General features: G+C 70.2%; 18 protein-coding genes and 2 pseudogenes. 6 read left to right on the forward strand and 14 right to left on the reverse strand.

Annotated features, from left to right (window positions below; genetic code table 11):
- Positions 1-211: 211 nt before the first annotated feature.
- The 4 genes and pseudogenes from AB0C15_RS01970 to AB0C15_RS01985 all read right to left on the reverse strand — a co-directional run bounded on the left by AB0C15_RS01970 (position 212) and on the right by AB0C15_RS01985 (position 3,433).
- Positions 212-1,561 (reverse strand): cellulose binding domain-containing protein, encoded by a 1,350-nt coding sequence (locus tag AB0C15_RS01970; RefSeq protein WP_357347690.1) that lies wholly within the window; start codon positions 1,559-1,561, stop codon positions 212-214.
- Between the two features lie 71 nt (positions 1,562-1,632).
- Positions 1,633-2,184 (reverse strand): annotated as a pseudogene (locus AB0C15_RS01975) (glycoside hydrolase family 44 protein); the annotation flags it as partial.
- Positions 2,185-2,237: 53 nt separating this feature from the next.
- Positions 2,238-3,086 carry a PhzF family phenazine biosynthesis isomerase gene (locus tag AB0C15_RS01980; RefSeq protein WP_357347692.1) on the reverse strand — a complete coding sequence of 283 codons (849 nt, stop codon included), beginning with the start codon at positions 3,084-3,086 and terminating at the stop codon, positions 2,238-2,240.
- Positions 3,086-3,433: a helix-turn-helix domain-containing protein gene (locus tag AB0C15_RS01985; protein WP_357347694.1), complete on the reverse strand. Its 348-nt coding sequence runs from the start codon at positions 3,431-3,433 to the stop codon at positions 3,086-3,088. Before AB0C15_RS01985 ends, AB0C15_RS01980 begins: the two co-directional genes overlap by 1 nt.
- A 90-nt stretch (positions 3,434-3,523) precedes the next feature.
- Here AB0C15_RS01985 and AB0C15_RS01990 point away from each other — a divergent pair, with 90 nt between their 5' ends.
- Together AB0C15_RS01990 and AB0C15_RS01995 are read left to right on the forward strand one after the other, a co-directional pair.
- A complete protein-coding gene (locus tag AB0C15_RS01990; protein ID WP_357347696.1) occupies positions 3,524-4,528 on the forward strand; it encodes a nitronate monooxygenase in 1,005 nt (334 codons plus the stop codon).
- Positions 4,528-5,061: pseudogene (locus AB0C15_RS01995) on the forward strand (HAD-IA family hydrolase); the annotation flags it as partial. The gene AB0C15_RS01990 and the pseudogene AB0C15_RS01995, both read left to right, overlap by 1 nt.
- A gap of 52 nt (positions 5,062-5,113) precedes the next feature.
- On the opposite strand, the gene AB0C15_RS02000 reads toward AB0C15_RS01995, so the two are convergent.
- Complete coding sequence (locus AB0C15_RS02000; RefSeq protein WP_357347698.1) at positions 5,114-8,251, reverse strand: hypothetical protein; 3,138 nt, start codon at positions 8,249-8,251, stop codon at positions 5,114-5,116.
- A 105-nt stretch (positions 8,252-8,356) separates the two neighbouring features.
- Positions 8,357-9,577 (reverse strand): MFS transporter, encoded by a 1,221-nt coding sequence (locus AB0C15_RS02005; protein ID WP_357347700.1) that lies wholly within the window; start codon positions 9,575-9,577, stop codon positions 8,357-8,359.
- Between the two features lie 41 nt (positions 9,578-9,618).
- Between AB0C15_RS02005 and AB0C15_RS02010 the strand changes: the two genes are divergently transcribed.
- On the forward strand, positions 9,619-10,476 hold the full coding sequence (locus AB0C15_RS02010; protein WP_357347702.1) for an SUKH-4 family immunity protein: 858 nt from the start codon (positions 9,619-9,621) through the stop codon (positions 10,474-10,476).
- A 142-nt stretch (positions 10,477-10,618) separates the two neighbouring features.
- Here the strand turns inward: AB0C15_RS02010 and AB0C15_RS02015 are convergent, their stop codons facing one another.
- The 8 genes from AB0C15_RS02015 to AB0C15_RS02050 form a co-directional block, all read right to left on the reverse strand.
- Positions 10,619-12,514 carry a hypothetical protein gene (locus AB0C15_RS02015; RefSeq protein ID WP_357347704.1) on the reverse strand — a complete coding sequence of 632 codons (1,896 nt, stop codon included), beginning with the start codon at positions 12,512-12,514 and terminating at the stop codon, positions 10,619-10,621.
- A gap of 154 nt (positions 12,515-12,668) precedes the next feature.
- Entirely contained in the window at positions 12,669-13,904 is a 1,236-nt protein-coding gene (locus tag AB0C15_RS02020) for an iron-containing alcohol dehydrogenase (RefSeq protein WP_357347706.1), read from the reverse strand.
- A 64-nt stretch (positions 13,905-13,968) separates the two neighbouring features.
- On the reverse strand, positions 13,969-15,429 hold the full coding sequence (locus AB0C15_RS02025) for an NAD-dependent succinate-semialdehyde dehydrogenase (RefSeq protein WP_357347708.1): 1,461 nt from the start codon (positions 15,427-15,429) through the stop codon (positions 13,969-13,971).
- A 173-nt stretch (positions 15,430-15,602) separates the two neighbouring features.
- Positions 15,603-16,679 (reverse strand): ABC transporter ATP-binding protein, encoded by a 1,077-nt coding sequence (locus AB0C15_RS02030; protein WP_357347710.1) that lies wholly within the window; start codon positions 16,677-16,679, stop codon positions 15,603-15,605.
- On the reverse strand, positions 16,679-17,746 hold the full coding sequence (locus tag AB0C15_RS02035) for an ATP-binding cassette domain-containing protein (RefSeq protein ID WP_357347712.1): 1,068 nt from the start codon (positions 17,744-17,746) through the stop codon (positions 16,679-16,681). Before AB0C15_RS02035 ends, AB0C15_RS02030 begins: the two co-directional genes overlap by 1 nt.
- Complete coding sequence (locus tag AB0C15_RS02040) at positions 17,746-18,657, reverse strand: carbohydrate ABC transporter permease (protein ID WP_357347713.1); 912 nt, start codon at positions 18,655-18,657, stop codon at positions 17,746-17,748. Before AB0C15_RS02040 ends, AB0C15_RS02035 begins: the two co-directional genes overlap by 1 nt.
- Positions 18,657-19,604: a sugar ABC transporter permease gene (locus AB0C15_RS02045; RefSeq protein ID WP_357347715.1), complete on the reverse strand. Its 948-nt coding sequence runs from the start codon at positions 19,602-19,604 to the stop codon at positions 18,657-18,659. Before AB0C15_RS02045 ends, AB0C15_RS02040 begins: the two co-directional genes overlap by 1 nt.
- Positions 19,601-20,986 carry an extracellular solute-binding protein gene (locus AB0C15_RS02050; protein WP_357347717.1) on the reverse strand — a complete coding sequence of 462 codons (1,386 nt, stop codon included), beginning with the start codon at positions 20,984-20,986 and terminating at the stop codon, positions 19,601-19,603. Before AB0C15_RS02050 ends, AB0C15_RS02045 begins: the two co-directional genes overlap by 4 nt.
- A gap of 386 nt (positions 20,987-21,372) precedes the next feature.
- Between AB0C15_RS02050 and AB0C15_RS02055 the strand changes: the two genes are divergently transcribed.
- The 3 genes from AB0C15_RS02055 to AB0C15_RS02065 all read left to right on the forward strand — a co-directional run bounded on the left by AB0C15_RS02055 (position 21,373) and on the right by AB0C15_RS02065 (position 23,615).
- Positions 21,373-22,116: a GntR family transcriptional regulator gene (locus tag AB0C15_RS02055; RefSeq protein ID WP_357347719.1), complete on the forward strand. Its 744-nt coding sequence runs from the start codon at positions 21,373-21,375 to the stop codon at positions 22,114-22,116.
- Positions 22,117-22,204: 88 nt separating this feature from the next.
- On the forward strand, positions 22,205-22,774 hold the full coding sequence (locus tag AB0C15_RS02060) for a DJ-1/PfpI family protein (protein WP_357347721.1): 570 nt from the start codon (positions 22,205-22,207) through the stop codon (positions 22,772-22,774).
- Between the two features lie 19 nt (positions 22,775-22,793).
- Positions 22,794-23,615: an alpha/beta hydrolase gene (locus AB0C15_RS02065; protein WP_357347723.1), complete on the forward strand. Its 822-nt coding sequence runs from the start codon at positions 22,794-22,796 to the stop codon at positions 23,613-23,615.
- Positions 23,616-23,638 lie beyond the last annotated feature (23 nt).

Genomic DNA, 23,638 nt, shown 5'->3' on the forward strand with positions numbered 1-23,638 from the left:
CCGGCGGGGCCCGCCGCGCGCCGAGTCGCAGGAGGCCGCCCCCGGGACCACAGCTCACCGGATGACCGGGAGTCGTGGGACCACCAATGACCCTCACCCGCGCAGGTCGTCGTGCACCTGGTGGTCACCCACGAGCGAGGGGGCCGGTGCCCATGCGGCCCGGCCCCCTCCGGCTGCTCCGCCGGGGTGCGGCGGCGGAGGGTCGTTCAGGTCACCCGCAGCGTTGACCGTTGAGGGTGAAGGCGGTCGGCGCCGGGTTGGTGCCACTCCACGTGCCGTTGAAGCCGATGCTCGTGGACGCGCCGGCGGCGAGTCTGCCGTTCCAGCTCATGCTGTCAGCGGTGACGCTCGTGCCGCTCTGTCTCCAGGTGGCCGACCAGCCCTGGTCGACCTTCTGGCCGGCGGTGGGGAAGTCGAAGCCGAGTTTCCATCCGTCGATCACGGAGGTACCGGCGTTCTTGATCGTCACCGTCGCGGTGAAGCCGCCCGGCCAACTGTTCGCCGTGTAGGCGACCGCACAATGGCCGGTCGGGGTGGTGGGCGCGGTTCGCACGGCCAGGCCGGGAGAGGCCGCCGAGACGTTGCCCGCCGCGTCGCGGGCGGTCACCACGAAGGTGTACGGGGTGTCCGGCGTCAACCCGGCCACGGTGTACGTGGTGCCGGTGGTGCTGCCCACCTTCACCGGGCCGGTGGTGTCGACCCGGTGCACGTCGTAGCCGGTGACGGCGGTGTCGTCGGTGGACGGGGTCCAGGCCAGCGCGACGCTGTCGGCGGTGATGGTGCCGGCGGTCGGCTTGCCCGGCGCGGTCGGCGCCTGGGTGTCGCCGGGACTGGTGTCGCGCGGCAGCACCAGATGGGTGATCGAGTTGGCCGGGAAGGTGGCCGTGAGGCCGCTGGCGCTGACCGGCTGGTCGGCCTCCCGGACGACACCGGTGAGGTTCGCCCCGCTGTAGCGGTAGACCTGGGCGGTGCGGGCGGAGGCGCCGGTGAGGGCGACCTGGCTGGTCAGGTCGTCGCCGGTCTTGTTGACGACCACCACGGTGAGCGCCTTGTCGGCGCTGCGCTCGGCGGCGTACACGGCCAGCTTGCCCTGATCGGCGCTCGTCGCCCGGACGGAGGTCTCGCCGAACGCGCCGCCCCTGCCGTCGTAGTTGCGGTAGACGCGGAAGGCGTTCGCCACCGGCTGGTCGGCAGTGGGCGCGGTCCAGAGGGTGGCCAGGTCGAGCCCTTCGCGGCCGAAGATGCCGAGGACGTCGGCCTGGGCGAGCGCGCCGTTGAGCGACCCGAATCCACCCCAGTTGTATTCGGTCATCGCGACCTTCGTGCCCGGGTAGTGCTGGTCGACCAGTTCACGCAGGCGCGGGATGAACCGGACCGGGCTGTTGATCCAGCTCTCGTCCACGTAGGTCGGGTCCCAGAGCTGGCGGGTCGAGCGCAGTCGCAGCGCCTGGGTGGCGGCGTCGCCGGCCGCGTCGCCGAGCACGCCGGACTGCTGCGGGTAGAGGTGGACGTCGAAGTAGTCCAGGATGCGGGTGCCGTGCTGCTGCTCGTACTCCCGCATCCGGTCCAGGTGAACTGCCCCTTGAGGTGGTCGACGAAGTCGGTGACGTACTCCGGACCGACGGCGATGCTGGTGTCCGTCGGATCGTTGCCGGTGACCAGCGACCCGTCCGGCTTCTTGCCGTTGCCGCAGTCCGGCGCCCACTGGTCGGTGGACTCCTGCGGGCCGTACTTGGCGACGCTGAAGCCACACGCCCGCGACCGATCCTTGGCGATCCAGCCGAGCATCGGCACCGTCATGACGGTGGCCGCGCCGGTGGCCTTGTTCCGCTGCACGAAACGGTCGGTTTCCGAGCCCTGTGGGAGGTCTTGCGGGCTCGGGTTGTCGTTGGGGATGTTCTCGAAGTACCAGTCCGCCGCACGGTTGGTGGTGTCGGCACGGAAGTTGTAGCGGGTGGTGGCGTTGCCGCCGTAGCGGTGCACGGGCAGCCGCAGGTCGCGGGCGAGGGCCTCGTCGGCGAAGTTCATGCCGTAGACGTACGGGCTGATCTGGTGTCGGGCGGCGGTGGTGTCCACGGCCAGCGCCGGGCCGGCCGCGGCCAGGGCGGGCTGCGGCAGGGCCAGGCCGCCGAGGGCCGTGGCGAGCACGACCGGGAGTAGAGCGGTGGTGGGTCGCACGAGCATTCCTTTCGGATAGAAGCTCGACGATGGGAGCGCTTCCAAAGGATTGCGTTTTCCTAGCAACGAGTCAACGCTCCCACCACTCCGCCGATTCTGGCGACGATGCCCTCCGCGGTGTGTGTCGCGCTTGCGGACACGGATGATGGGCTCTGCAGCCGGTCGCCCTGATGGATGTCGATCGCGCCGCTGCCGGTCGTGTCGAGCAGGTGTGCGGCGAGGCAGCCGACGCTGTTGGCGTTCGCGATGTCCTCGTCGACGCCGATCGCCGGGGCGAACATCCGGGCGACGCCAGTCCTTCCGGTCGGCGACAGCGCGTAGGCGAAGCAGCCGAGATAACCGAGTCGCCGACACTCGGCGGCCAGCCGAACGTGGTCGGGCTGTATGGACAGCAGCTTCAGGCGATCCCGGACGGGGACGAGGAGTCGTGGCGCGCCGCTCGACGCGACCCGTAGGTCGGCGGCGATGTCCGTACGTTGCAGGCCGAGGGCGGCGATGATGCCACCGCCGGTCGCGTCGGCGCCGTCCGGCAGGGCGATGACGCCCTGGTCGAACCAGACCTCGATGCCGTCGTGGCGCCGAATGGCGCTCGTGGCGAAGACACGGCCCGCGGTGAGCTGGCGGCCGTGGTGCTCGGTGCCGCCGCTGCGCTGTAGCAGGACGGCCTGCGCGGCGATGGTGCCATGCCCGCAGTTCGTGAGTTCTCCGGCGCTGGTGAAGAACCGCACCCTGGAGACATCGGCGGTGCCGGTGTCGACGAAGGCGGTATGGGAGGTGCCGGCCCTCCGGGCGATGGCGTGCCGGTCGTCGTCGGTGAGCACGGCATCGTCGATCACGACCGTGGTGGGGCTGCCGCCCGTTCCGTGGCGGGTGCAGGCGTTCACCACCGTCAGCGCCGGCCCGGCCATCAGCAGGCCCTGTCGTCCGCGCTCTGGACCGCGGCCCAGGCGTCGGACCAGCGAACGAGCGGCCGCAGGGCCTGGTAGGCGCCGAGGCCGAGGTCGGTGAGCGCGTAGGCCGTGTCTGGCTGCTGGGCGACGAGGTGGGCGTCGACAAGTTCGGTCAGCCGCTGCCGGAGGACGCTTGACGACATGTTGTCGCAGCGCTGCTGTAGCGCGCGGAAGCCGACCGGCCCGTGTCGCAACTCCCAGACGATGCGTAGGTTCCAGCGACGCCCGAACAGGTCGAGGGCGGCCATGAGGGGTTGTCCGGTGCTCGATCCGCGTACCGGCTGGCCCGGTCTGGGTGCCGTCATCGCCTGTGCCGCCCCTCTTGATGCTTCGATATCCGATACAGTACCGTCCGGTGGAACGATTCGATTTTCGAAGCGATCGGGGGAGGCTTCGTGAGGCGACTACGCACTGCGCTGTGTGACCGGTTGGGCGTCGATCTGCCAATCATTCAGGCGCCTGTGGGTTCCGCCGCCGCACCGGAACTGGTGGCGGCGGTGTCCCAGGCCGGCGGTCTCGGCATGCTGGCGTTGACCTGGCAGGGCCCCGATCAGGCACGGCGGAGCATCAGGCGGACCCGGCAGCTCACCACCCGGCCGTTCGGCGCGAACCTGGTTCTCGACTTCCCGGTGGACGATCTGCTCGCGGTGTGCCTGGAGGAGAATCTGCCGATCATCTCCACCTTCTGGGGCGACCCGTCGCCGGTGCACGGCCGGATCGAGCAGGCCGGCGCGCTGCACCTGCACACGATCGGTGACCTCGCCGAGGCCGTACACGCCGTCACGGCCGGCGTGGACGTCGTGGTGGCGCAAGGGTGGGAGGCGGGCGGTCACGTCCGCGGCGGCACGACAACCATGTCACTGGTGCCGGCCGTCATCGACGCGGTCGGGCCGGTGCCGGTCGTGGCCGCCGGTGGGATCGCGGACGGGCGCGGCGTGGCGGCCGCGCTCGCGCTCGGCGCCCAGGCCGCCATGCTTGGCACCCGCTTCCTCGCCGCCACCGAAGCAGCCACCCATGAGGTGTACCGGCAGCACCTGATCGCGGCCACCGCGGCGGACACCGCGCACACTCTCTGCTTCGACGGCGGATGGCCGAACGCCACCCATCGCGCGCTGCGCAACACGACCCTGCGGCGTTGGCAGGCGGCCGGCTCGCCGCCCGCCCCACTGCGGCCCGGCGAGGGTGACGTCGTCGCCGCTGACGCGTCCGGCAAGGGCCATCGCCGATACGAGGACCTGATGCCGCTGCCCGGGATGACCGGTGACCTGGCCGCCATGGCCCTGTACGCCGGCCAGTCCGTGGGCCTCGTCCGCGACGTCTCGCCCGCCGCCCGCCTGCTCCGCGACATCGCCGGCCAGGCCGCTGCCACCATCGACAGGCTGCAGAGCCCGGTGATCTGATGTCCCTCCAGTCCGCGGTGTTGTTCGACGTCGACGGCGTGCTCGTCGACTCCTACCCGGCATACCGCCGGATCTGGAGCCGGTGGGCGACGCTGCGCCACCTCGACCCGGACCTCGTCTGGTCCCACACCCACGGCCGCCGGCCCGTCGACACCATCACCGTGGTGGCCCCGCACCTCGACGCTGACACCGAGTACTCGCTCGTCCGAGAGATCATGGCGGCCGAAGGCGACGCCTTCCCCGTCTACCCCGACGCCGCGGCCGTGTTGAGGCTGCTCGACGGTCACCTGTGGGGTGTCGTGACATCGGGCCGGACGTCGACGGTGCTGCAGCGGCTGCGCGCGGGCGGGCTGCCGGACCCTCCCGTTCTGGTGGACAGCAGCCAGGTCCGGCGCGGCAAGCCCGGCCCCGAATGCTATCTGCGCGCGGCGCACCTTCTCGAGACCACCGCGGCGAACTGCCTCGTCGTCGAGGACGCTCCCGCCGGCATCGAAGCGGCCCGGGCTGCCGGCATGACGGTCATCGCCGTCCGCACCACACACCCCGCCCACGAACTGACCGCCGCACACCACTGTGTCGACACCCTCAGCGACACGGTTCCCCTCTTGACGGACTGGCTGAACAGGGCTCGACCCGGTGCGCCTGAGGCTCCGGCCCGCCCCGGCCGAGGGACAGGAGCAGGCCGGCGGTGGCCAGCGCGGTTCCGGCGGCGGCCGTGTAGGCGGGAAGTTGAGTGGGGACGCCGAGGTGGACCGTGATGCCGAGGATGCGGGACAGGCCCCAGGGCAGCAGCGCGAGCTGGTCGTTCCACACCGTCAGCGCGCGTTCCAGGCCCACCGCCGCGACCACCGCGGACAGCACGCCGAGGGGCACACCGGCGGCGGTGAGGGTCAGCCCGACAGCGCTGCGCCGGCGCAGACCGTACCGGTCCCGCAGAACCACGGCGACCGCCACGAACAGCCAGCCGAACGCCGCGAACGCGACGGTGACGTACGCCGCCCGCAGCCCCGGCTCAGTCCAGAAGGCGAACCAGTACCCGCCCGGTCCGCGTCCGGCGAGCGCCGCCAGCAGCAGCACGCTGCGCAGCAGCGCGACCCCGCCGACCACGGCCCACAGGTGGAACGGATCACGGCGGCCGACGACGAGGCGTACGACGAGGGCGAACAGCGCCCACCCACCGACCGTGAGCAGCAGGTGCGCCGGTGCGGCGAACCAGGTCGACACGAGCCGGCTCGCCACCAGCACCACGCCCGGGACCAGCCACACCAACACCCGGTCCGCCCGCGTCCCGGGCGTCGGCAGCGCGGCGACCCGCCAGGGCCGCAACGCGCCGAGCAGCAACCCGCGTGCGGCGGCTGCCCCGAACCCGCGCCCGTACCGGCCGAGCAGCACAACCAGCAGGATCGCGCCGAGCAGCACCCGGGCCGCCCACGCCATCGCCGGGTCCCGGTCGGCGCGCTGTGCGCCGAGGTCGGCGGCGGTGAAGTTGTACGCGGGCAGGTCCAGGTCGGCGCCGTAGCGCTGCCGGTGCGCGTCGCGTGCGTCCCGGTACGCCGCGGTGGCCAGCCGCCAGTCGTGCCGGGCCGCCGGGGCACCCGTGTCCAACCACTGCGCGTGCCGCAGCACCATGGTCCGGTAGGCGCTGAGCGTCTCGAACAGGTCGACCTGGTAGTCGAGCGTCGCGGTGAAGCGCCCGCGCAGTTCGGCGTCCCGCCAGGTCGCCGGGTTGGTCGCGGCGACCACGTCGCGCATGCGTCGGGCCAGCACCACGGCCTCCGTGCCCTCCTCGATCGCCTCGTCGACCCGACCGCCGGTCACCGCGTAGATGCTGCTCAACGCGGCGGAGTCACCGGTCGGGATGTCCCACTCGAAGATCCACATCATGGGTGGCGGTTCCAGCCCGAGCGCCCGCACCGACCGGTCGGCGTACGGGCCGATGTAGAGGCCCTTGGTGACCGCTTGCCGGGACAGCGCCATGGCCTGCCCGATCGCCGCGACGGTGTCTGGGTCGCCGGAGAAGGTGCGGTACGCCCAGTCCGCCGTGACCTGCGCCGGGTCGGTGTCCGGATCCCCGGCCAGCCGGCCGACGGCGTACGTGTTGAGGTCGTAGAGCTGCCAGAACCCGGCGCGCAGGTACAGCGACATGGGCCCGGCGTGCAGTGGCCCGCCGTCCTGGGTCCAGTTCCAGACACCCTCGACGTTCGGGTTGGCGGCGAGGAACGCGCGCAGCGCCTGGCGGTGCAGCGGGCCGAGGTCGTTGGGCAGCGAGCCGAACCCCTCGAACTCGCGCCGGGCCTGGAACTCCACGATCCGGCGGTGACCACCACCGAGCAGGGTGGTGTTCAGCGGTAGGTGGCTGTAGAAGTCGCCAAGCGCGTACTTGGTGGACACGATCAGGTGCGGGTCGTCGAGCCCGTCGAGGACCTGGGCGTACGAGTCGGGGTTGGTGTGCAGGTCGCCGACCGCGCCGACGCCCACCGTCCACGTACGGAAGATGATCTCTTTCCCGGCGGGGCCCGCGGTGTCCAGCAGCGCCCGCAGCATCGCGCGGACGGACGCCGCCGTGGTGACCGCGAGCCGCGACGAGTAGTCCCAGCCGGTCCCCGCGTACACCTCGCCACCCTCGCCGACGCGGACCATCAGACCGTCGACGAACGGCATGGTCTCGAACAGCTCGGCCAGCCCGGCCTGGTAGATGGCCCACAATCGAGGGTCGGCGACGTCGAGGCCGCCGACGGTCCGGATCAGGTACGCCTGCAACGGCGGCGACACCGCGAGCATGTCGGTCAGCAGGAAGACGCGCACGCCCATGTCCTCGGCGTACCTGAAGACGGGGCCGAACGCCGCGACCATCGCCCGTGCCCGGTCGACGTGCGGGTCGCCGGGTGGGTAGACCGCGCGCCCGTCGCCGACCCTCGCGAAGGTGACGTACTCCAGGAAGCCGGGCACGACGACGCCGTTGAACCCCTGCGCCACGGAGTGGTCGACGAACTGCCGAAACTGGGTGTCGATGCGGGCCACCGCGTCGGCGTCCACCCACGGCGCGTCAGGCAGCACCGCCGACCTGACCACGTCGGTGTTCAGGCCGTAGTCGTCGCCGGCGGCGAAGACGGCCGGGTCGGGCTCGCGCCCCACCGAACCCGCGTCGGTCAACCGCAGGCCGAGCCGGGGGACGACCACCCGACCCGCATCCGCGGCGGGGAGCACGTCGGCACCGGAGCGGATCCGGTCGGCCAGCCGGTACAACCCGGCCGTCACGCCCGCGACGTCGCCGCCCTGGACGGCCAGTTCGGCGCCGCGCACGTCCAGCCGGTACGACTCGGGCGACGCGCTCAGGGTGGCCAGCACGCCCGCGCGTAGCGTGGTCACCGCCGACAGGTCCCGAACCGCCCCGGTGCCCGACACGGCCGTCGCGGACCCGCCCGGCTTCGCCGGGGCGAGCACCGGCCGGGGCAGACCGCGCAGGACGACCGCGTCGGCGACGGCGGCGGCCGCCTTCCTGACCCGCACATCGTCGGGTACGACGAGGGACGCCAACGGCGGGACCGGCGCGGGCGTCCGTGCTGGTGCGGCGACGGTCTCCTCGCGCGGCACGGCGGCGGGGGAGTGGCTCAACCCCAGCGTGTCACCGACGGCCCAGGCCGTGGCGGCACCGAGCGCCACCAGGACCGCCAGGGCGGCGAGCAGCGGGTACGGTCGGCGAACCTGGGCAACGTGAGCCACGCTCGGATGGTAGTGGCCCCACCGGACTTCGTCTGCGACGTGCGCGGGCGGGCGTGGTGGCTGTTCATCGCCCGGGTTCGGTGGCGGCATCGGCGGATGGGTGCGTCAGCGGGCGAGCTCGTCCTCGACGAACGCGGGCCTGGCGAGCGTGATCGCCGGGATGGTCGACACGAGGGCGACAGCGAGCAGAAACAGCAGCGGGAGGGTCCACCCGCCGCTCGCGTCGTGCAGCAGCCCGACGAGCAGCGGACCGAGCGCGCCGAGCGCGTACGCGACGCCCTGGGCGAAGCCGCTCAGCGCGACGGTGCCGCCCTGGGATCGGGTGCGAACGTTGATGAGCACGAGGCAGACCGGGAACAGGATCGACCCCGAACCGATGAGCAGCACCCAGAGCAGTGTGAGTGTCACGGGTGCGAGCAGCAGGCCGAGGTAGCCAAGCACGAAGCTCGCGATTCCGGCGGCGATCAGCCAACCGACGTTGCGCAGCCGCGCGACGAGCAGAGGCGCGATGAGTGCGCCGGGCACGCTGATGATGCCGGTGACGGCGAGCAGCACGCCGGCCTCGGTCGGTGTCGCGCCGGCGACGTCGCCGAGGATCTCGGGCAGCCACGCGAAAGCCGCGTAGGTGCAGATCGTGCTTGTCGAGAACACGACGGTGATCGACAGGGCCACGCGTGACCGCCACAGTCGCCTGACGACGGCGGGAGGCGAGGACCCGCCAGCGACGTCGTCCGAGAGTCGCTTGCGGCGCTCGCGCGCGACGACGACGAGCCACGGAGCGAGCGCGACCACCGAGGTCACCGACCAGATACCCAGCGAGAACCGCCAGCCGATCCGCTCGGCGACCGGAGCGGCGACCGCAGCGGGCACGGCCGTGCTCACGCCCACGACGCAGACGTAGACGGCGGTCAACAGCGCTACCCGGTCGGGGAAGTAGCGCCGCACGATCGGCGGCAGCAGGACGTTGCCGATGCCCGTCCCGGCGAGCGCGACGACACTGCCGACGAGCAGCACCGCAAAGCCCGGGGCGACGGCGCGCACGAGATGGCCAAGGGTCATGAGTAGCAGCGCGAGCATGATGCCGCCGTCCAGGCCGAGGCCGCGGGCGACGCGCGGCGCGATGAACCCGGACGTCGCCAACAGGATCGGAGGCAACGTGCCGAGCAGCCCGACGCCGATGTCCGATATCGGGATGTCCACCCGGATGTCGTCGAGGATCGGCGATATCGCCGCGACAGCCTGGCGCAGGGTGAGTGCGACGAGCACGATGCCCAGCAGCGCGGCCGTGCGTCCCGCCCACAGCGGCAAGGGCCGGTGCTCGGACATCCGCCGAGCCTAGTACTCCAGCAGGGGATCGTGATCATGGCGTGGCGGCTGAACATCACCTGGGCCCGGTGGCGGCGTTGGCGGAGGGATCCGAAGAGGACGACGGGCCGGTGGACGGTGGACGAGCCGTACGCTGGGTGGCCCGCCGACGGGCCCGCCCGTGGGCGGTCGAGGAACAGGGCGGCGGCTACGATTCTCTTCCAGCCGAAGATGGGGTTGCCGAGGTGCCAAGCCTGCACGACGCAATGGTGGCCATGCTCGCTGCGCCGCTGTCCTCCTTGATCGAGTTACAGGCTCAGGTTCGATTCGGTGCGGTCACTGATCAGTGGGATCTGCCGACGTCAGATCGCTTGACGCTGCGGAGGTTCGGCCTGCCTGTCGGTCCGTTGCTACGCGCAGCGCCGCAGGCCGAGACGAGCCCGGCGTTGACGCCCAACGTCGCTGGCGATCTCGAACGTCGGCTCATCTCAGCAGATCACAGGCTGTATCTCCTAGGCGTCTACGGAGCCGCCTTCGACACCAACCTCTCGATTCGCGTGGGAGCTGTTGCTGGTACCGGACGCGTGCTGGGCATCCGAGGTCGGCCGCTGACCACCGATGACATCCCCGAACAGTTGCGCCCCTACCACCCGAACCTCTATCACCCGGCCGTGTGCTACTTCAACTCCTCCGTGGCGGCGTTTGTGGAGATCGCCTGGCGGTGGCGTGCGGCCGTCGAACTGCTTCGCGCATACCCCGAACCGCACTACACCGCTCCTCTGCACGAGCACGAACACCACCACGCCGAAGTGGACCGCTTCCGCGCCACCTTCCTGGAGAACATGACCAGGATTGATCCCACGCTCGGCGACCGAGACCTCGACTCCCCCTGGGTAGAAACGATCACCGAGGACCTCTGACGAGGCCAGCGCATGGTTCGTCCGCTGTCCGCAGCGCAGGCCCTGGCCGCCGCGATGGCCGCACAGTTCGAGCGGATCCAGCGTGAGGCGACCGGCGGCTAGCGCTTCGAATGCGGGTGACGCCGCGCCCCGGCGAGGAGACCTACGGACCCGTGATGGCGACGTCGCCGTCGCCGGGTCGGTACATCAGGAGCCGGTCCGGGCGACCCTCGTGGTCCATGTCGTAGCTGATCATCTGGTCCGAGGCGTCCCCCAGGTTGAACCCTGCCACGCCCTGACGTGCCCGAAACACGGCCGCGAAGGTGTCGTCGGGTCGGTGTTGGACGACGAACAGGATGCCGGTTTCGGGCCGGTAGAGCGCCAGGTGGTCGGGGTTGCCGGTGTGCTGGTGGTCGAAGGCGACGATCCGGTCCTGCGGTTTGTTCAGGTTGAAGCCGCCGATGCCGCCGGAGGCGCTGCGGTGTACGGGCCACATGGTGCCGTCGGGTGCGCGGGTGACGATGAAGACCGCGCCCTGTCCGGGCCGGTAGAGCACGAGCGTGTCCAGCTTGCCGGTGTGGTAGTAGTCGTAGGCGATCACCTGGTCCTGTGGCCCCTTGAGGTCGAAGCCCCCGATGCCGGTCGTGGAGGTGAACACGGGCGCGAAGGTCCCGTCGGGTCTGCGTTCGACGATCCACACGATGCCGGTGCCCGGCCGGTAGATCAGCAGGTGATCGAGTTTCCCCCGGTGCAGGTAGTCGAAGGCGACGATCCGGTCCTGCGTCTTGTTCAGATCGAAGCCGCCGATGCCCGAACCCGCAGAGGTGAACGAGGGCCGCCAGTCCGGGTAGGTCAGCGTGTCGGAAACCGCGTCATAGAGTTCCTGGTCCTTCGGGACGTACTCCTCGTCGACGATGCCGTACTCGCACGCCGGTTCACCGGGGCACCCCGACACATCGCTGAACGTGAACAGGAACAGCGGCCCGGTGTACGGCAATGAGCGCCAGAGCTTGATTCCGTTGACCATCCAGTCCCGGAACAACGCGGCGGGCTGGTTGAGATCGCCGCGTTTGCCGATGTTGTAGCCCCACTCGGTGGCCCAGATCTTCCGCGTCGTGTCACCATGTCGGACCATGACGTCGTGAAGCCGGGCAAGCTCGCCGCAGAGCCGGCCCTGCGCGTCGGGGTATGGCGGGCCGAATGCGTTGAGCCACGGCTGGGCGCAGTTCGGCTCGTCGGCGGCGTGGAAATCCGAGTAGGGATGGTGGGCCACCGCGTCGAACGAGTTGCCGAAACCGTTCTCGTACGCCCAGTCGAGCCAGGCCGAAGACGTCCGGTCCGGGTGCCCCGTCATCTCATGGAGCCCGCCGGACCCACCGGCCACCACGACACAGCTCGCGCATCGTGCGTGCACGGCCCGGTAGGCGACATCGACCAGCTGCCAGTACCGCAACCGGATGGCGTCGTAGTCGGCGCTGTCGAACGTGCCGTCGCCGTTGCCGTCCCACTTGCCGAAACCAGTCAGGTTCGGCTCGTTCCACACCTCGAAGGCGTCGATAAGTGGCGTTCCGTCCGGCGCGGTCAGGCGCGCCATGGTGCGGTCGATGATGCTCCGCCAGTCCTCGTCACGGAGTGGGAGCCACAGCTCCGGCTGCTTCTCGTCGTTGCGGTGGCCGTTGGCCCAGGGCGCGGAGAGGCCGAACATCAGCATCACCCGCATACCGCGGGCCCGCGCCATTGCCACCTGGCGCTCGACGCGGTCCCACCGTAGTTCACCCGGGGCCCCCTCGACGTACCACCAGTCGAACCACACCCGCACGATCGGCGACCGCCCGGGCACGAACTCGGCCATCTTGTCGAGGTGCCGTGCGACCTCCTGGTCGCTGTCCACGTGGGGCATCAGGCTGGACTCGGCGAACCCGACGTCCTGGTTGGTGAAGGTGTCGGGCGTGGCCGCTGCGGCGGCCGGAGCCGACGCCGCCTGCGGCGCGACGACGAGACCGCACGCGATCAGGGACGCGGTGAGAACGGCGATCAGCCGTGCAGGACGCCATGCCATGAGTTGGTCCCCCGGTACCTCGGACGGTGCCAAGGCGCGAACGCGCTCTCGGTCCGCTTTCTCTGCTCCCGCACTTCGCTTGCAGATTGTTGATCCTAGGCCGCCGGGGTCAGCCGGTGGGGTTGGTCGGTCGGTCCGTTTCGATGGCGGTGGGTCAGCGGCGGTCGTCCGTCAGGACGTGTCGGCTCCGGTCCCCGGTCCAGGCCGCTTCGAGGATCGCGGTCAGGCTTGCGGTGTCGGTCGGACCAGGGTGGTTCTGGATCAGGCGGGTGACGCCGCTTGCCATCTCCGCGAAGCGGGGTAGGTCGGCGCGGGCCACCCCGATGTCCGCCAGGGTGGGAGGGATGCCGATGTCGGCGAGGAGCCCGTCGAGCCAGGTGAGGAACTCCTCGGCCGCCTCGGTGTCCGAGGCGTCGGTCACGTCGAGCCCGCACACCCTGGCGAGGGCGGCCAACCGGTCGTCGACGGCGTCCCCGGCCGCGCGCAGCGCGTACGGCAGGAGCAGCCCGACGCCCAGGCCGTGCGGCGTGTGCGTGGCCGCGCCGATGGGGTACTGGAGAGCGTGCGGGGCAGCGTTGCCCGCGTGCGAGAAGGCGAGCCCGGCGAGCATGGACCCGTAGGACATGTCCGCGCGAGCTTCCGTGTCGCCGCCGTTCCTGACCGCGCGACGCAGGCTCCGGGCGATGCGCTCCGCGGCCAGCAGCGCGTAGTGGTCGGTGATCGGGTTGCGGCCGAGAAAGACCTGTTCCACCGGGTCGCGCGGGCCGTGGGGCCGGGGTCGCGCGGTGTAGCTCTCCACCGCGTGACAGAACGCGTCGATGCCGGAGTGGGCGGTGACGGTGGCCGGGCAGGTGTAGGTGAGTTCGGGGTCGACGATGGCGAAGTCGGGAACGATGTGGACGCTCGAGACCCCCACCTTCAGCGCGCGGTCCGGGTCGGTCAACACCGAGACGGGTGTCAGCTCGGAGCCGGTGCCGGACGTCGTCGGGACCGCCACGAGGGGGATCGTCGGCCCGGGCACCTTCGACTCGCCGTAGAAGTCGCGCGGCGTGCCACCGTGACGTCGGATGACGCCGACAATCTTGGCGAGGTCGATCACCGTGCCACCCCCGATCGCGAGGATCACGTCGGCGTCCACCTTGGCGGCGGCCGACACGGCCAGGGCGACATCGGTCAGCGGCACATCGGGGGTGGCGTCCGAGAACACCTCGACGACGTCGACCTTCTCCCGCACGGCGGCGACGATCCCGGCCACGCCCGGCTGCCCCAGCAGAACCCGGTCGGTCACGATGAGGACCCGCGAGCCACTCTCGGCGACCACTCGGGGGATGTTCTGTGCGACCCCTTCGCCCACTATGAGCTGGCGTGGTCCGCGGACGGTCTCAAGCATGTCGGTGCCTCTCTCGGAACGTCGGCGACGATGTGCGGGGCGTGCGCTCAGAGCCGGAGGCCGGTCAGGGCAGGTCGATCGCCGCGTAGGTGACGTCGAGGTACTCGAGGATGCCCTCGTGCGACCCCTCCTTGCCGATCCCGGACTGTTTCACGCCTCCGAACGGCGCCGACGGGTCCGATATGAGACCACGGTTGATGCCGATCATCCCCGTCTCCAACCCCTCGGCGAACCGGAGCGCCCGCCCCAGGTCGCGGGTGAACACGTATCCGACCAGGCCGTGTTCGGTGTCGTTGGCCTTCGCCAGCACCTCGTCGTCGGACGTGAACGAGATGATCGGCGCCACCGGGCCGAAGATCTCGGTCTTGAGCATCCGCGCGTCGTCGGGCACGTCGACGAGGACCGTGGGCGGGTAGAAGTGGCCCGGCCCGTCCGGACGCTCGCCACCGACCAGGACCCGGGCGCCACGACCGACCGCGTCGGCGACGAGGTCGTCGATCGTGTCGACCGAGGCCTCGTCGATCAACGCCCCGACGTCCACGCCGTCGTCGAGCCCATGGCCCACCGACAGCGCCCCCATCCGCTCGGCGAAGCGCGCCGTGAACTCCTCGCGCACCGGTTCCTCGACGTAGATCCGGTTGGCCGCGATGCAGGACTCCCCGATGTTGCGCATCTTGGCCACCATCGCGCCGTCGACAGCGACGTCCAGGTCGGCGTCCGCACACACGATCAGGGCCGCGTTGCCGCCCAGTTCCATCGAGGTACGCAGCACGTTGTCCGCAGCCTGGCGGAGCAGCACGCGCCCGACCTCGGTCGACCCGGTGAAGGAGAGCTTGCGGGTCCGGGAGTCGGCGAGCAGCGTGGAGACCACCGCGCCGGAGCGCTTGGTGGTCACCACGTTGACGACCCCCGGGGGTACGCCGACCTCCTCCATGATGCGGGCCAGCAACAGCATGGTGAGGGGCGTCTGACCGGCCGGCTTGGTGATCGTCGTGCAGCCGGCGGCCAGCGCCGGAGCGATCTTGCGGGCACCCATGGCCAACGGAAAGTTCCAGGGCGTCACGAAGACACACGGTCCGACCGGCTTGGGCACGGTGAGGACGCGGTACCCACCGGCGGGAGCGGTGCTGTAGCGGCCCTCGACGCGTACCGCCTCCTCGGCGAACCACCTGAAGAACTCGGCGCCGTACGCGACCTCCGCCCGAGCCTCGGCGAGCGGCTTGCCCATCTCGAGCGTGATCAGCCGGGCGATCTCCTCGGATCGCTCGGTGAGGGCCCGGTACGTCGCGGTCAACAACTCCGACCGTTTCCGCGGCGGGGTCGCCGCCCACTGCGCCGCTGCCGCGCTCGCCGCGTCCAACGCGGCGAGCCCGTCGCCGACGTCGGCGTCCGCCACCTCGGCGATGGTCTTGCCGGTGGCCGGGTCCTCGACGGCAAAGGTGGCTCCGCTCGCGGCGTCGCGCCAGGCGTCGCCGATCCGGAGCCGCCGGTGCTCGGGGGCCAGGACGTTCATCGGGTCACTCACTGCGCCGCCTCCTGTGATCTTCTTGCTGATGTCCGGCGTGCCCGCACCATCGCGCGGTGCGCGTGGACGGACGGGTCACCCGCGCTCGGCGGGGTGAGGTCGCCGGGCGGCGACGGTCCGTCGAGGCTGTACCGCCAGGTGCGGACGCCTGGTCCCGTCACCGCCCGGCGCGGTTACCGCCCCGCCTCGGACAACGACAGCCCGGTGTCCGCGTCGAACAGGTGCGCACGGTCCAGGTCGACCGTGACGTGCAGCTGCTCGCCCGGCGTACCGGTGACGGTGGGTCGTGCCTTCACCTTGAGGATCTCCGTTCCCACTCGGACGTCGACCACCGTCCGGTCACCGAGCGGCTCGAGCCCGTAGAGCTCTCCCGACAGTGACGCGTGCCCACGCTGCTCGACGGACAGGTCCTCCGCGCGGAGGCCCAGCAGCAGCGCACGACCCTCCTCGGCAGTGCTCCAGTGGGGCCGAGGCAACGTCCAGCCGTCCGCACCGACCAGGCGATCTCCCTCGGCGCGGCAGGCGAGCAGGCTGATCGGCGGGCTCCCGACGAACCCGGCGACCCACTTGTTGGCGGGCCGCTCGTACACCTCGGTCGGTGTGCCGACCTGTTGCACGGTCCCCTCCTTGAGGACCGCTACCTGATCGGCCATGGACAGGGCCTCGACCTGGTCGTTCGTCACGTAGACGAAGGTCGCGCCGAGGCTGCGGTGGATGCGGGTGAGCTCGGTGCGCATCTCGACGCGGAGCTTGAGGTCGAGGTTCGTCAGCGGCTCGTCCATCAGGAACGCGCGCGGGCTGCGGACCAGCGCCCGGGCCAGGGCGACCCGCTGCATCTCACCGCCCGACAACTGCGCGGGGCGCCGTTGCAGCAGCCGTTCGATGTGCAGCAGGTTCGACATCCGCTCGACGGCGGTGGCGATCTCGCTCGACGAACAGCGGCGTGCCCGCAGCGGCGACGCGATGTTGTCGTACACCGTGTGCCGCGGGTAGAGGGCGTAGTTCTGGAAGACCATGGCCAGGTCCCGTGCGGCCGGGGTGTCCCCGGTGGCGTCCCGCCCGTCCAGGTGCACCGACCCGGCGTCGAGCTTCTCCAGGCCGGCGATCGCCCGCAGGGTCGTCGTCTTGCCCGCCCCGGATGGCCCGAGGACGACGAAGAACGAGCCGTCCGGCACGTCGAGCGTCACCCCGTCCAGGGCCTGGACCTTGCCGAAGGACTTCTTCAGCCCCTGTGCTGCCACGGTTCCCATCAGGCCACCAGCTCTTCCGTGCTCACGTCGTAGACCGCCGGGGTCCCGCCGGTGTGCCGCAGCCCGACCGATGCGTCAGCGGCGAAACGGACAGTCGGTGGCATCCGCACTCGGACGTCGCGCTCACCGCTGTGGTCGACCACGTAGATGATCTCGTCGCCCAGCCACTCCGCGGAGACCACGCGGGCCGGAACCGAGTGCTCCGCCCCGGGTGCGGTGACTTCGAGCGCCTCCGGGCGGACGCCCGCGACCAGGCGACGGTCGCGGGGCAGGCCGGGCGGTGGGGTGAGGACCAACCCGCCCTGACCGCGCAGCTTCCCGTCGGCCACCTCCACCTCGACCAGGTTCATCGGCGGAGAGCCGATGAACGCGGCGCAGAAGAGACTCGCCGGGCGGTCGTAGACCTCCAGCGGGGTGCCGATCTGCTCGACGCGGCCCTTGTTGAGGATGGCGATCCGGTGACCGAGCGACATCGCCTCGACCTGGTCGTGGGTGACGTAGACCATCGTCGTGCCGAGTTCCCCCTGCAGGTGCTTGATCTCCGTCCGCATGTCCGCCCTCAGCTCCGCGTCCAGGTTGGTGAGGGGTTCGTCCATGAGGAATGCGCGTGGTCGTCGCACCAGGGCACGAGCAAGCGCGACGCGCTGCTGCTCCCCGCCGGACAGGTGACGCGGTCGCCGGTCCAGCAGCGGCTCGAGGCGCATCAGCCGGGCGGCCTCGGCGACCCGCTCCTGCACCTCGGACTTGGGCAGCCCCTCGGCCCGCAGTGGGAACGCCAGGTTGTCGCGGGTCCTCAGGTGCGGGTAGAGGGCGTAGAACTGGAACACCATGGCGATGTCGCGCTCGGCGGGCGGCAGGTCGTTGACGAGCGTGTCACCGATGCGGATGTCGCCCGAGGTCTGCCTCTCCAGGCCGGCGATGGCCCGCAGCGTGGTCGTCTTGCCACAACCCGACGGGCCGAGCATGACGAACAGTTCGCCGTCGCCGATGGACAGGTCCACGTGTTCGACCGCGACCGTCCCGTCCGGGTAGCGCTTGTGCAACGCGGTTACCTCGATGCCCGCCATCAGCGTCGCACCGCCCCGAGCGTCACACCGGCGATGAGGTGCTTGCGGACCAGGTACGCGAAGACGAGCACCGGCAGGGCGAACACCACGGAGGCGGCGGCCACGAGGCCCCAGTCCGTGGTGGTGCCACCGATGAGCCCGGCGATGGCCGGTGGTGCCGTCCGCACTTCGTCGCTTGAGGTGAGGAAGATGGCGAACACGAACTCGTTCCAGGAGAAGATGAGTGCGAAGACCGCCGTCGCGGCGATGCCGGGCACGAGCAGGGGAAGGGTGAACCGCCAGAACGCCTGCAACCGGGTGTAGCCGTCGAGCATGGCGGCGTCCTCGTACTCCGCGGGCACCTCGTCGACGAAGCCCTTCATCATCCAGATCGTGAACGGGACGTTGAACGCGGCGTAGATGAGGATCAGACCGAGCTTGCTGTCGATGAGCCCGACCTGGCGGTACATGAGGAAGATCGGGATCACGACGACCACCGGCGGCATGAAGCGGGTGGACAGGATGAAGAAGAGCTGGTCCTTCTTGGCCTTCACGGCGAAGCGTGAGTAGGCCCAGGCCGCCGGCACCCCCAGGACGGTGGCCAGCACCGTGGAGACCCCGGCGACCACGGCGGAGTTGAGGAACGAGACGGACAGGGCCGAGCGACCGCCGCCGGGAGCGACGAACACGTCCTTGAAGTGCTCCAGGGTGACCTGGAAGCCGAAGAACTTGGCCGGAATGGCGTAGACGTCCCGGTTCTCCTTGATTGACGTCTCGATCATCCACAGCACCGGAAAGAGCATCACGACGGCCAGCAGGACCAGCAGCGCGACCTCCAACCCGGAGCGGCCCCGGCCACCCCGGCGGCGTGTGGGGGGTGAGTGGTCCCGGGCAGGACCTGTGGACACGGCCTCGTCGACGGAGACGGCCATCAGTCCTCCTTGAGCTTGTTCAGGTAGCGCAGGTAGAACTGCGTGAGGACGATGACGACGAGGACCATGAGGATTCCGTACGCCGAGGCGGTTCCGGTGTTGAAGCCCAGGAACGCGACCTTGTAGACGTGGAACGACAGCGTCTCGGTGGAGACTCCCGGGCCTCCGTTGGTGAGGATGTAGACGAGGTCGAACAACCGGAAGGCCTCGATCGCCCTGAACATCACGGCAATGAGGAGCAGCGGCCACACCAGTGGAAGGGTGATGGTGCGGAACTTGAACCACTCGGACGCCCGGTCGATCGAGGCCGCCTCGTAGAGGTACTTGGGAACCGCGGTGAGGCCCGCGAGCGCGATGAGCATGATGAACGGCGTCCACTGCCAGGTGTCGACCACGATCAGGGAGACCAGGGCCGTCCGCTGCCGGGTGAGCCACTCCACCTGCCCCAGGCCGACCGAGCCGAGCATGCTGTTGACCACGCCGAACTGCGCGTCGAGCATGAACCGCCAGAACAGCCCGACCACGACCGGTGACAGCATCATCGGCACCAGGAACAGCGTGGTCAGCACTCCTCGCCCGTGCGTGCGCCGGGAGATCAGGTAGGCGATGGTGAAGCCGAGCACGGTCTGCAGGCCGACCGCGCCGATCACGTAGATCACCGTGGTCAGGACCCTCTGGTGGACCTGCGCCGACGTCAGGATCGCGGTGTAGTTCCCGAACCCGATGAATTCCGCGGGCCCACCACGGGTGGCCGAGTAGTCGGTGAACGACAGGTACAGCGCCCACAGCAACGGGAACACCGACATGGCGAGCAACAGCAGCAGCGCGGGGGAGGTGAAGGCCACGGCGAGCCCGCGGTCGGTCAGCCGCCGGGACCGACCCGGTGCAGGTGGCGTCGTGGACGCCACCTGCCCGGGACGGTCCGTCGTCAGAGGGGCGTCACTCACAGTCCGCCGCCGCCCTTACGGCTGCTGGAGTCGAGCACGCTCTGCTGCTCCTTGGCGATGTCGTCGAGCGCGTCCTTCGGCTTCTTCGCGCCGTTGAGAGCCGCGTTGACGTTGGTGTTCTCGATGTCGACGAGACGCGCGTACTCGGGCACGTTCCACATGTCCCGCATCCGCGGGACCGAGTCGGCGTACACCTTGTTGAACGGCCCGGCGTTGAGGAACTCGGGTGACTGGATCGCGTCCGTACGCGACGGCACGCCACCGGCCGCGGCCCACTTCTTCTGGATGTCAGCCTGCTCGAACCACTTCATGAAGTTCAGGGCCTCGGCCTGGTTGTCCTTGGCCGAGTAGGCGGACACGTGCATCCCCATGCCGCCGAGCGGGACCAGGTTCGTCTTCTGGCTCGGCAGGGTGGCGAAGCCCAGCTTGCTGAGAATCTGCTCCCGCGTGGTGCCGAGCGTCGACTGCTTCGGGTCGAGCAGGCCGCCGCTCGCGGCGATCCAGTTGAACGCGATGCAGGCCTTGCCCTGGGCGACGGCCGCGTTCACCTCGTCGATGAACCAGTTGCCGGAGCCCTTGGCGGTCAGCGGCTTCATCTTGTTGACCAGGACGTCCATCGCCTCCTGGCCGGCAGCGTCGTTGAGGACACCGTCGATCTTGCGCGCCTTGGCGTCCCACAGGTTGCCGCCGTAGACGCCGTTGACGGTGTTGTAGGTGACGGCTGCGGCGTCGGAGCCGTTGGCCTGGTGGAAGGCCAGCCCGCTGACGCCGGGGTTGTCCGCCTGGCACTTCGTGGCGGCTGCGATCATCTCGTCCCAGGTCTGCGGCGGCTTGTCGCCGATCAGGTCCTTGCGGTAGATCATCGTCCAGGTGTCGCCGAGCAGCGGCAGCCCGTACAGGCTGGCGTTCTCGTCGCGCTTGCCGGTCTCCGCCTGGGGGAACTGGCCGTAGGCCGCCAGCAGGTAGGGGTCGTAGGCAGCGACCTCGATATTGCTCTTGACGAAGTCGGTGAGGTCGAGGATGTTGCCGTTCGTCACGGCCTCGCCGATGTGTTGCGAGTCCAGGATCGCGATGTCGAAGTCGGTCTTGCGCGCGGCGAACTGGGTGAACATGGCGTCGTGCCAGTTCGCGTTCGGCACGGTGTTGACCTTGATGGTCGCGTTCGGCCGCTCTTTCTTGTACTCCGCGTTCGCGAAGGCTTCCAGCGCCTTGGCGGGAGGCCAGTCGAACCAGATGAAGCTGAGGGTCAGCGGGTCCTTGGTGAGCTCCGGGATGGCCGCCGGCGCCTTGGGGGCGCTCGCCTTCTCGCCGTCGTCCTTGCTGTCGCCGCAAGCCGTCACGGTCGTGGCCAGCAGCAGCATGGCCGCCGCCGCCAGTTGCACCCTTCGTCCGGTACCGGACGCTCGCCCTGTTCGCTGGGTATACCGCATATTTTTGCCTGCTTTCTGGGTAGGAACTTCTAAGCCTCGCTATGTGCTTCGCCGAGCAGTTACCTGGTTGTTCAGACGTGTCGCCGGGCTGTCGCGGGGGACGACCCGCGGACCGGCGTCACGAGTGCGCCGCGAGGTACCGGGTCGCCATGCCGTCGAGCTTGCTCACGGACGCTCCAGGTGATCGGAGTAGAGCAGTGGCGGTGGTTCCGCGGTGGTGCAGGATGGCGGTCGTCCGACACTTTTCCTATACGATCGTGCGGGGGCGTCAGCATGTCGCAGTGGGGTGACTGATGTCAACAGGTTCCCGAAGGCGTAAGAGAGGACCTCACGTCACAATGGACGACGAAGCGATGGTCTCGCGGGGCCGGCGGGCCGTGACGGGTGGAACGTCACCGGGAAGAGCCGGCGGCCGACTTGCCGACGAGGTGTACGACACGCTGCTCGGACAGCTGATGTCGCTACGGATCGAGCCTGGCTCCCGCGTCACGATCGACGTCCTGGCGCGAGAGCTGGGGGTCTCGCAGACGCCGATCCGGGACGCTCTCAACCGGATGGAGGCCGAGGGTCTGGTCGTGCGGGTACCCCACGCCGGTTACCGGATCCCTCCGCAGATCACCCGGCACCGATTCGAGGACATGCTCGAGGTTCGCCTGCTACTCGAGCCCGCGGCGGCGCGCAGATCCGCCGAACGCGCGTCCGCCGATCAGGTGGCCGGCCTGCGGCGGATGCTCGAGGAGATGGCGGAGCTGGAGGGGGGCGACGGGCCCACGGCCTACGGCGCCTTCGGGCTCCGTGACGCCGCCTTCCACGATCTCGTCGCCCTGAGCGCGGAGAACCAGGTCATCCGTGAGGTGCTCGCCCGCCTGCACAGCCACGTGCACCTCTTCCGGCTGCACCACGACACCCAGGTCACCCACCTGGCCATGGCTGAGCACGAGGACGTGGTGGCCGCGATCGCCGCGCGTGACCCGGACGCCGCCGCCTACGCGATGCGTCGACACATCCTGCGGTCCGGCGAGCGGTTCCGTCGATTGTTCGACGAGGTCGAGGGCGCCGACGCAATGGCGACGAAGGCTTGACGGGCGGGCTGGGTCGAGGAATGCTATCGCCACCGAATCGGATCGGATTGGATCCACCACCCCAGCCCCCACATGCGAGGAGAAGCAGGTGCCCAGAGCGCTGCTCCTGACCGGCGACGCAGCCGAGGAACTCGACACCATGTATCCCTACTACCGCGTGCAGGAGGGCGGCTGGGACGTCGACGTCTCGTCCCGGACGATGCGTGACGTGCAACTGGTGATCCACGAGTTCGACCCCAACTCCGACGCCTACGTGGAGAAGAACGGCCGGAAGCTGCCGGTCGACGTGCCCTGGGCCGACGTCGACGTCGAGCGCTACGACGCCCTCATCATTCCCGGCGGGCGTGCTCCCGAGTGGATCCGGGTCGACGCCGAGGTCAGGCGCATCACCGAGCACTTCTTCGCCCGCAACCTGCCCATCGCGCTGGTGTGCCACGGCGCGCAGGTGCCAGCGGTGTACGGGCTCCTGAAGGGCCGCAAGACCGCGTGCTTCCCGCCCATCACCGGAGACATGGAGAACGCGGGCGCGACGGTCATCGACGCTCCCGACGTGGTCGACGGCAACCTCGTCTCCTGCCGGGGATGGCCCGACATGCCGCAGTTCGGCCGGGCGATGATGGAGGTCTTCTCGAAGTCCGTCGACCCCGCATCGGCATGAGCACGTCCGGCCTGCCCCGGTGACGACACGTCGGACCGTCACCGTCGACGACTGTCCCGTCCACGTCCTGGAGAGCGGTGCCGGCCCCGCGGTGCTGATGCTGCACGGCTCCGGACCCGGTACGACCGGGTCCGGAGCCTGGGCGACGACGGCGCAGGCGCTGGGCACGTCCTGGCACGTGGTGGCCCCGGACCAGGCGGGCTTCGGCAGCACACCCGTCCCGGCGGGGTCCCGGGGCGGGCTCGCACTGTGGACGGAGCAGGCCGCCGGTCTGATGGATGCTCTCGGTGTCGAGGAGTACGCCGTGGTGGGGCACTCCATGGGTGGTGCCGTGGCGCTGGCGTTGGCGGCCGCGCGCCCCGAGCGGGTCACCCGTGTCGTGGCCGTCGCGACGATGGGCGCCCCGGGCGCCCCGCTCTCCGCCGATCTCGACGCGCTCTGGGCCGCCCCCGCCGACCCCGCCGGGGCACGAGACATGCTGAGTCGCCTCGTCCTCGACCAGGCGCTCGTGACCGAGGCGGCAGTCGATGCCCGTGCGACCGCGATGCGGGCCGGAGCGGCAGCCTTCGCGTCACTGTTTCCCGCACCCAGGGCACGATGGGTCGACGATCTGACCCTCTCGCCGCGGACCCTCGCCGCGGTCCGTGCGCCCGTGCTGCTCGTGCACGGCAACGAGGACCGCGTCACCCCGCTCGGGACGGCAACCGGGCCTCTGCTCGAACACCTCGCCGATGTCCGTCTGCACGTGCTCGCCCGATGCGGGCACGTGCCGGCGATCGAGCACCCGCACGAGTTCCGGCAACTGCTGTCCGCATTCCTTCGCCAGGGCCGGGCTCACTGACACCTGCGCCCACCGCCCGGGCC

It is taken from the genome of Micromonospora sp. NPDC048835 (assembly GCF_040649995.1).
GTDB lineage: Bacteria > Actinomycetota > Actinomycetes > Mycobacteriales > Micromonosporaceae > Micromonospora.

What these genes read in the sequence shown, in the direction of transcription:
- AB0C15_RS01970 (WP_357347690.1), bottom strand. Translation starts at nt 1,561, where the DNA reads ATGCGGGAGTACGAGCAGCAGCACGGCACCCGCATCCTGGACTACTTC.
- AB0C15_RS01980 (WP_357347692.1), bottom strand. Translation starts at nt 3,086, where the DNA reads ATGGCCGGGCCGGCGCTGACGGTGGTGAACGCCTGCACCCGCCACGGA.
- AB0C15_RS01985 (WP_357347694.1), bottom strand. Translation starts at nt 3,433, where the DNA reads ATGACGGCACCCAGACCGGGCCAGCCGGTACGCGGATCGAGCACCGGA.
- AB0C15_RS02005 (WP_357347700.1), bottom strand. Translation starts at nt 9,577, where the DNA reads ATGTCCGAGCACCGGCCCTTGCCGCTGTGGGCGGGACGCACGGCCGCG.
- AB0C15_RS02015 (WP_357347704.1), bottom strand. Translation starts at nt 12,514, where the DNA reads ATGGCATGGCGTCCTGCACGGCTGATCGCCGTTCTCACCGCGTCCCTG.
- AB0C15_RS02020 (WP_357347706.1), bottom strand. Translation starts at nt 13,904, where the DNA reads ATGCTTGAGACCGTCCGCGGACCACGCCAGCTCATAGTGGGCGAAGGG.
- AB0C15_RS02030 (WP_357347710.1), bottom strand. Translation starts at nt 16,679, where the DNA reads ATGGGAACCGTGGCAGCACAGGGGCTGAAGAAGTCCTTCGGCAAGGTC.
- AB0C15_RS02035 (WP_357347712.1), bottom strand. Translation starts at nt 17,746, where the DNA reads ATGGCGGGCATCGAGGTAACCGCGTTGCACAAGCGCTACCCGGACGGG.
- AB0C15_RS02040 (WP_357347713.1), bottom strand. Translation starts at nt 18,657, where the DNA reads ATGGCCGTCTCCGTCGACGAGGCCGTGTCCACAGGTCCTGCCCGGGAC.
- AB0C15_RS02055 (WP_357347719.1), top strand. Translation starts at nt 21,373, where the DNA reads ATGGACGACGAAGCGATGGTCTCGCGGGGCCGGCGGGCCGTGACGGGT.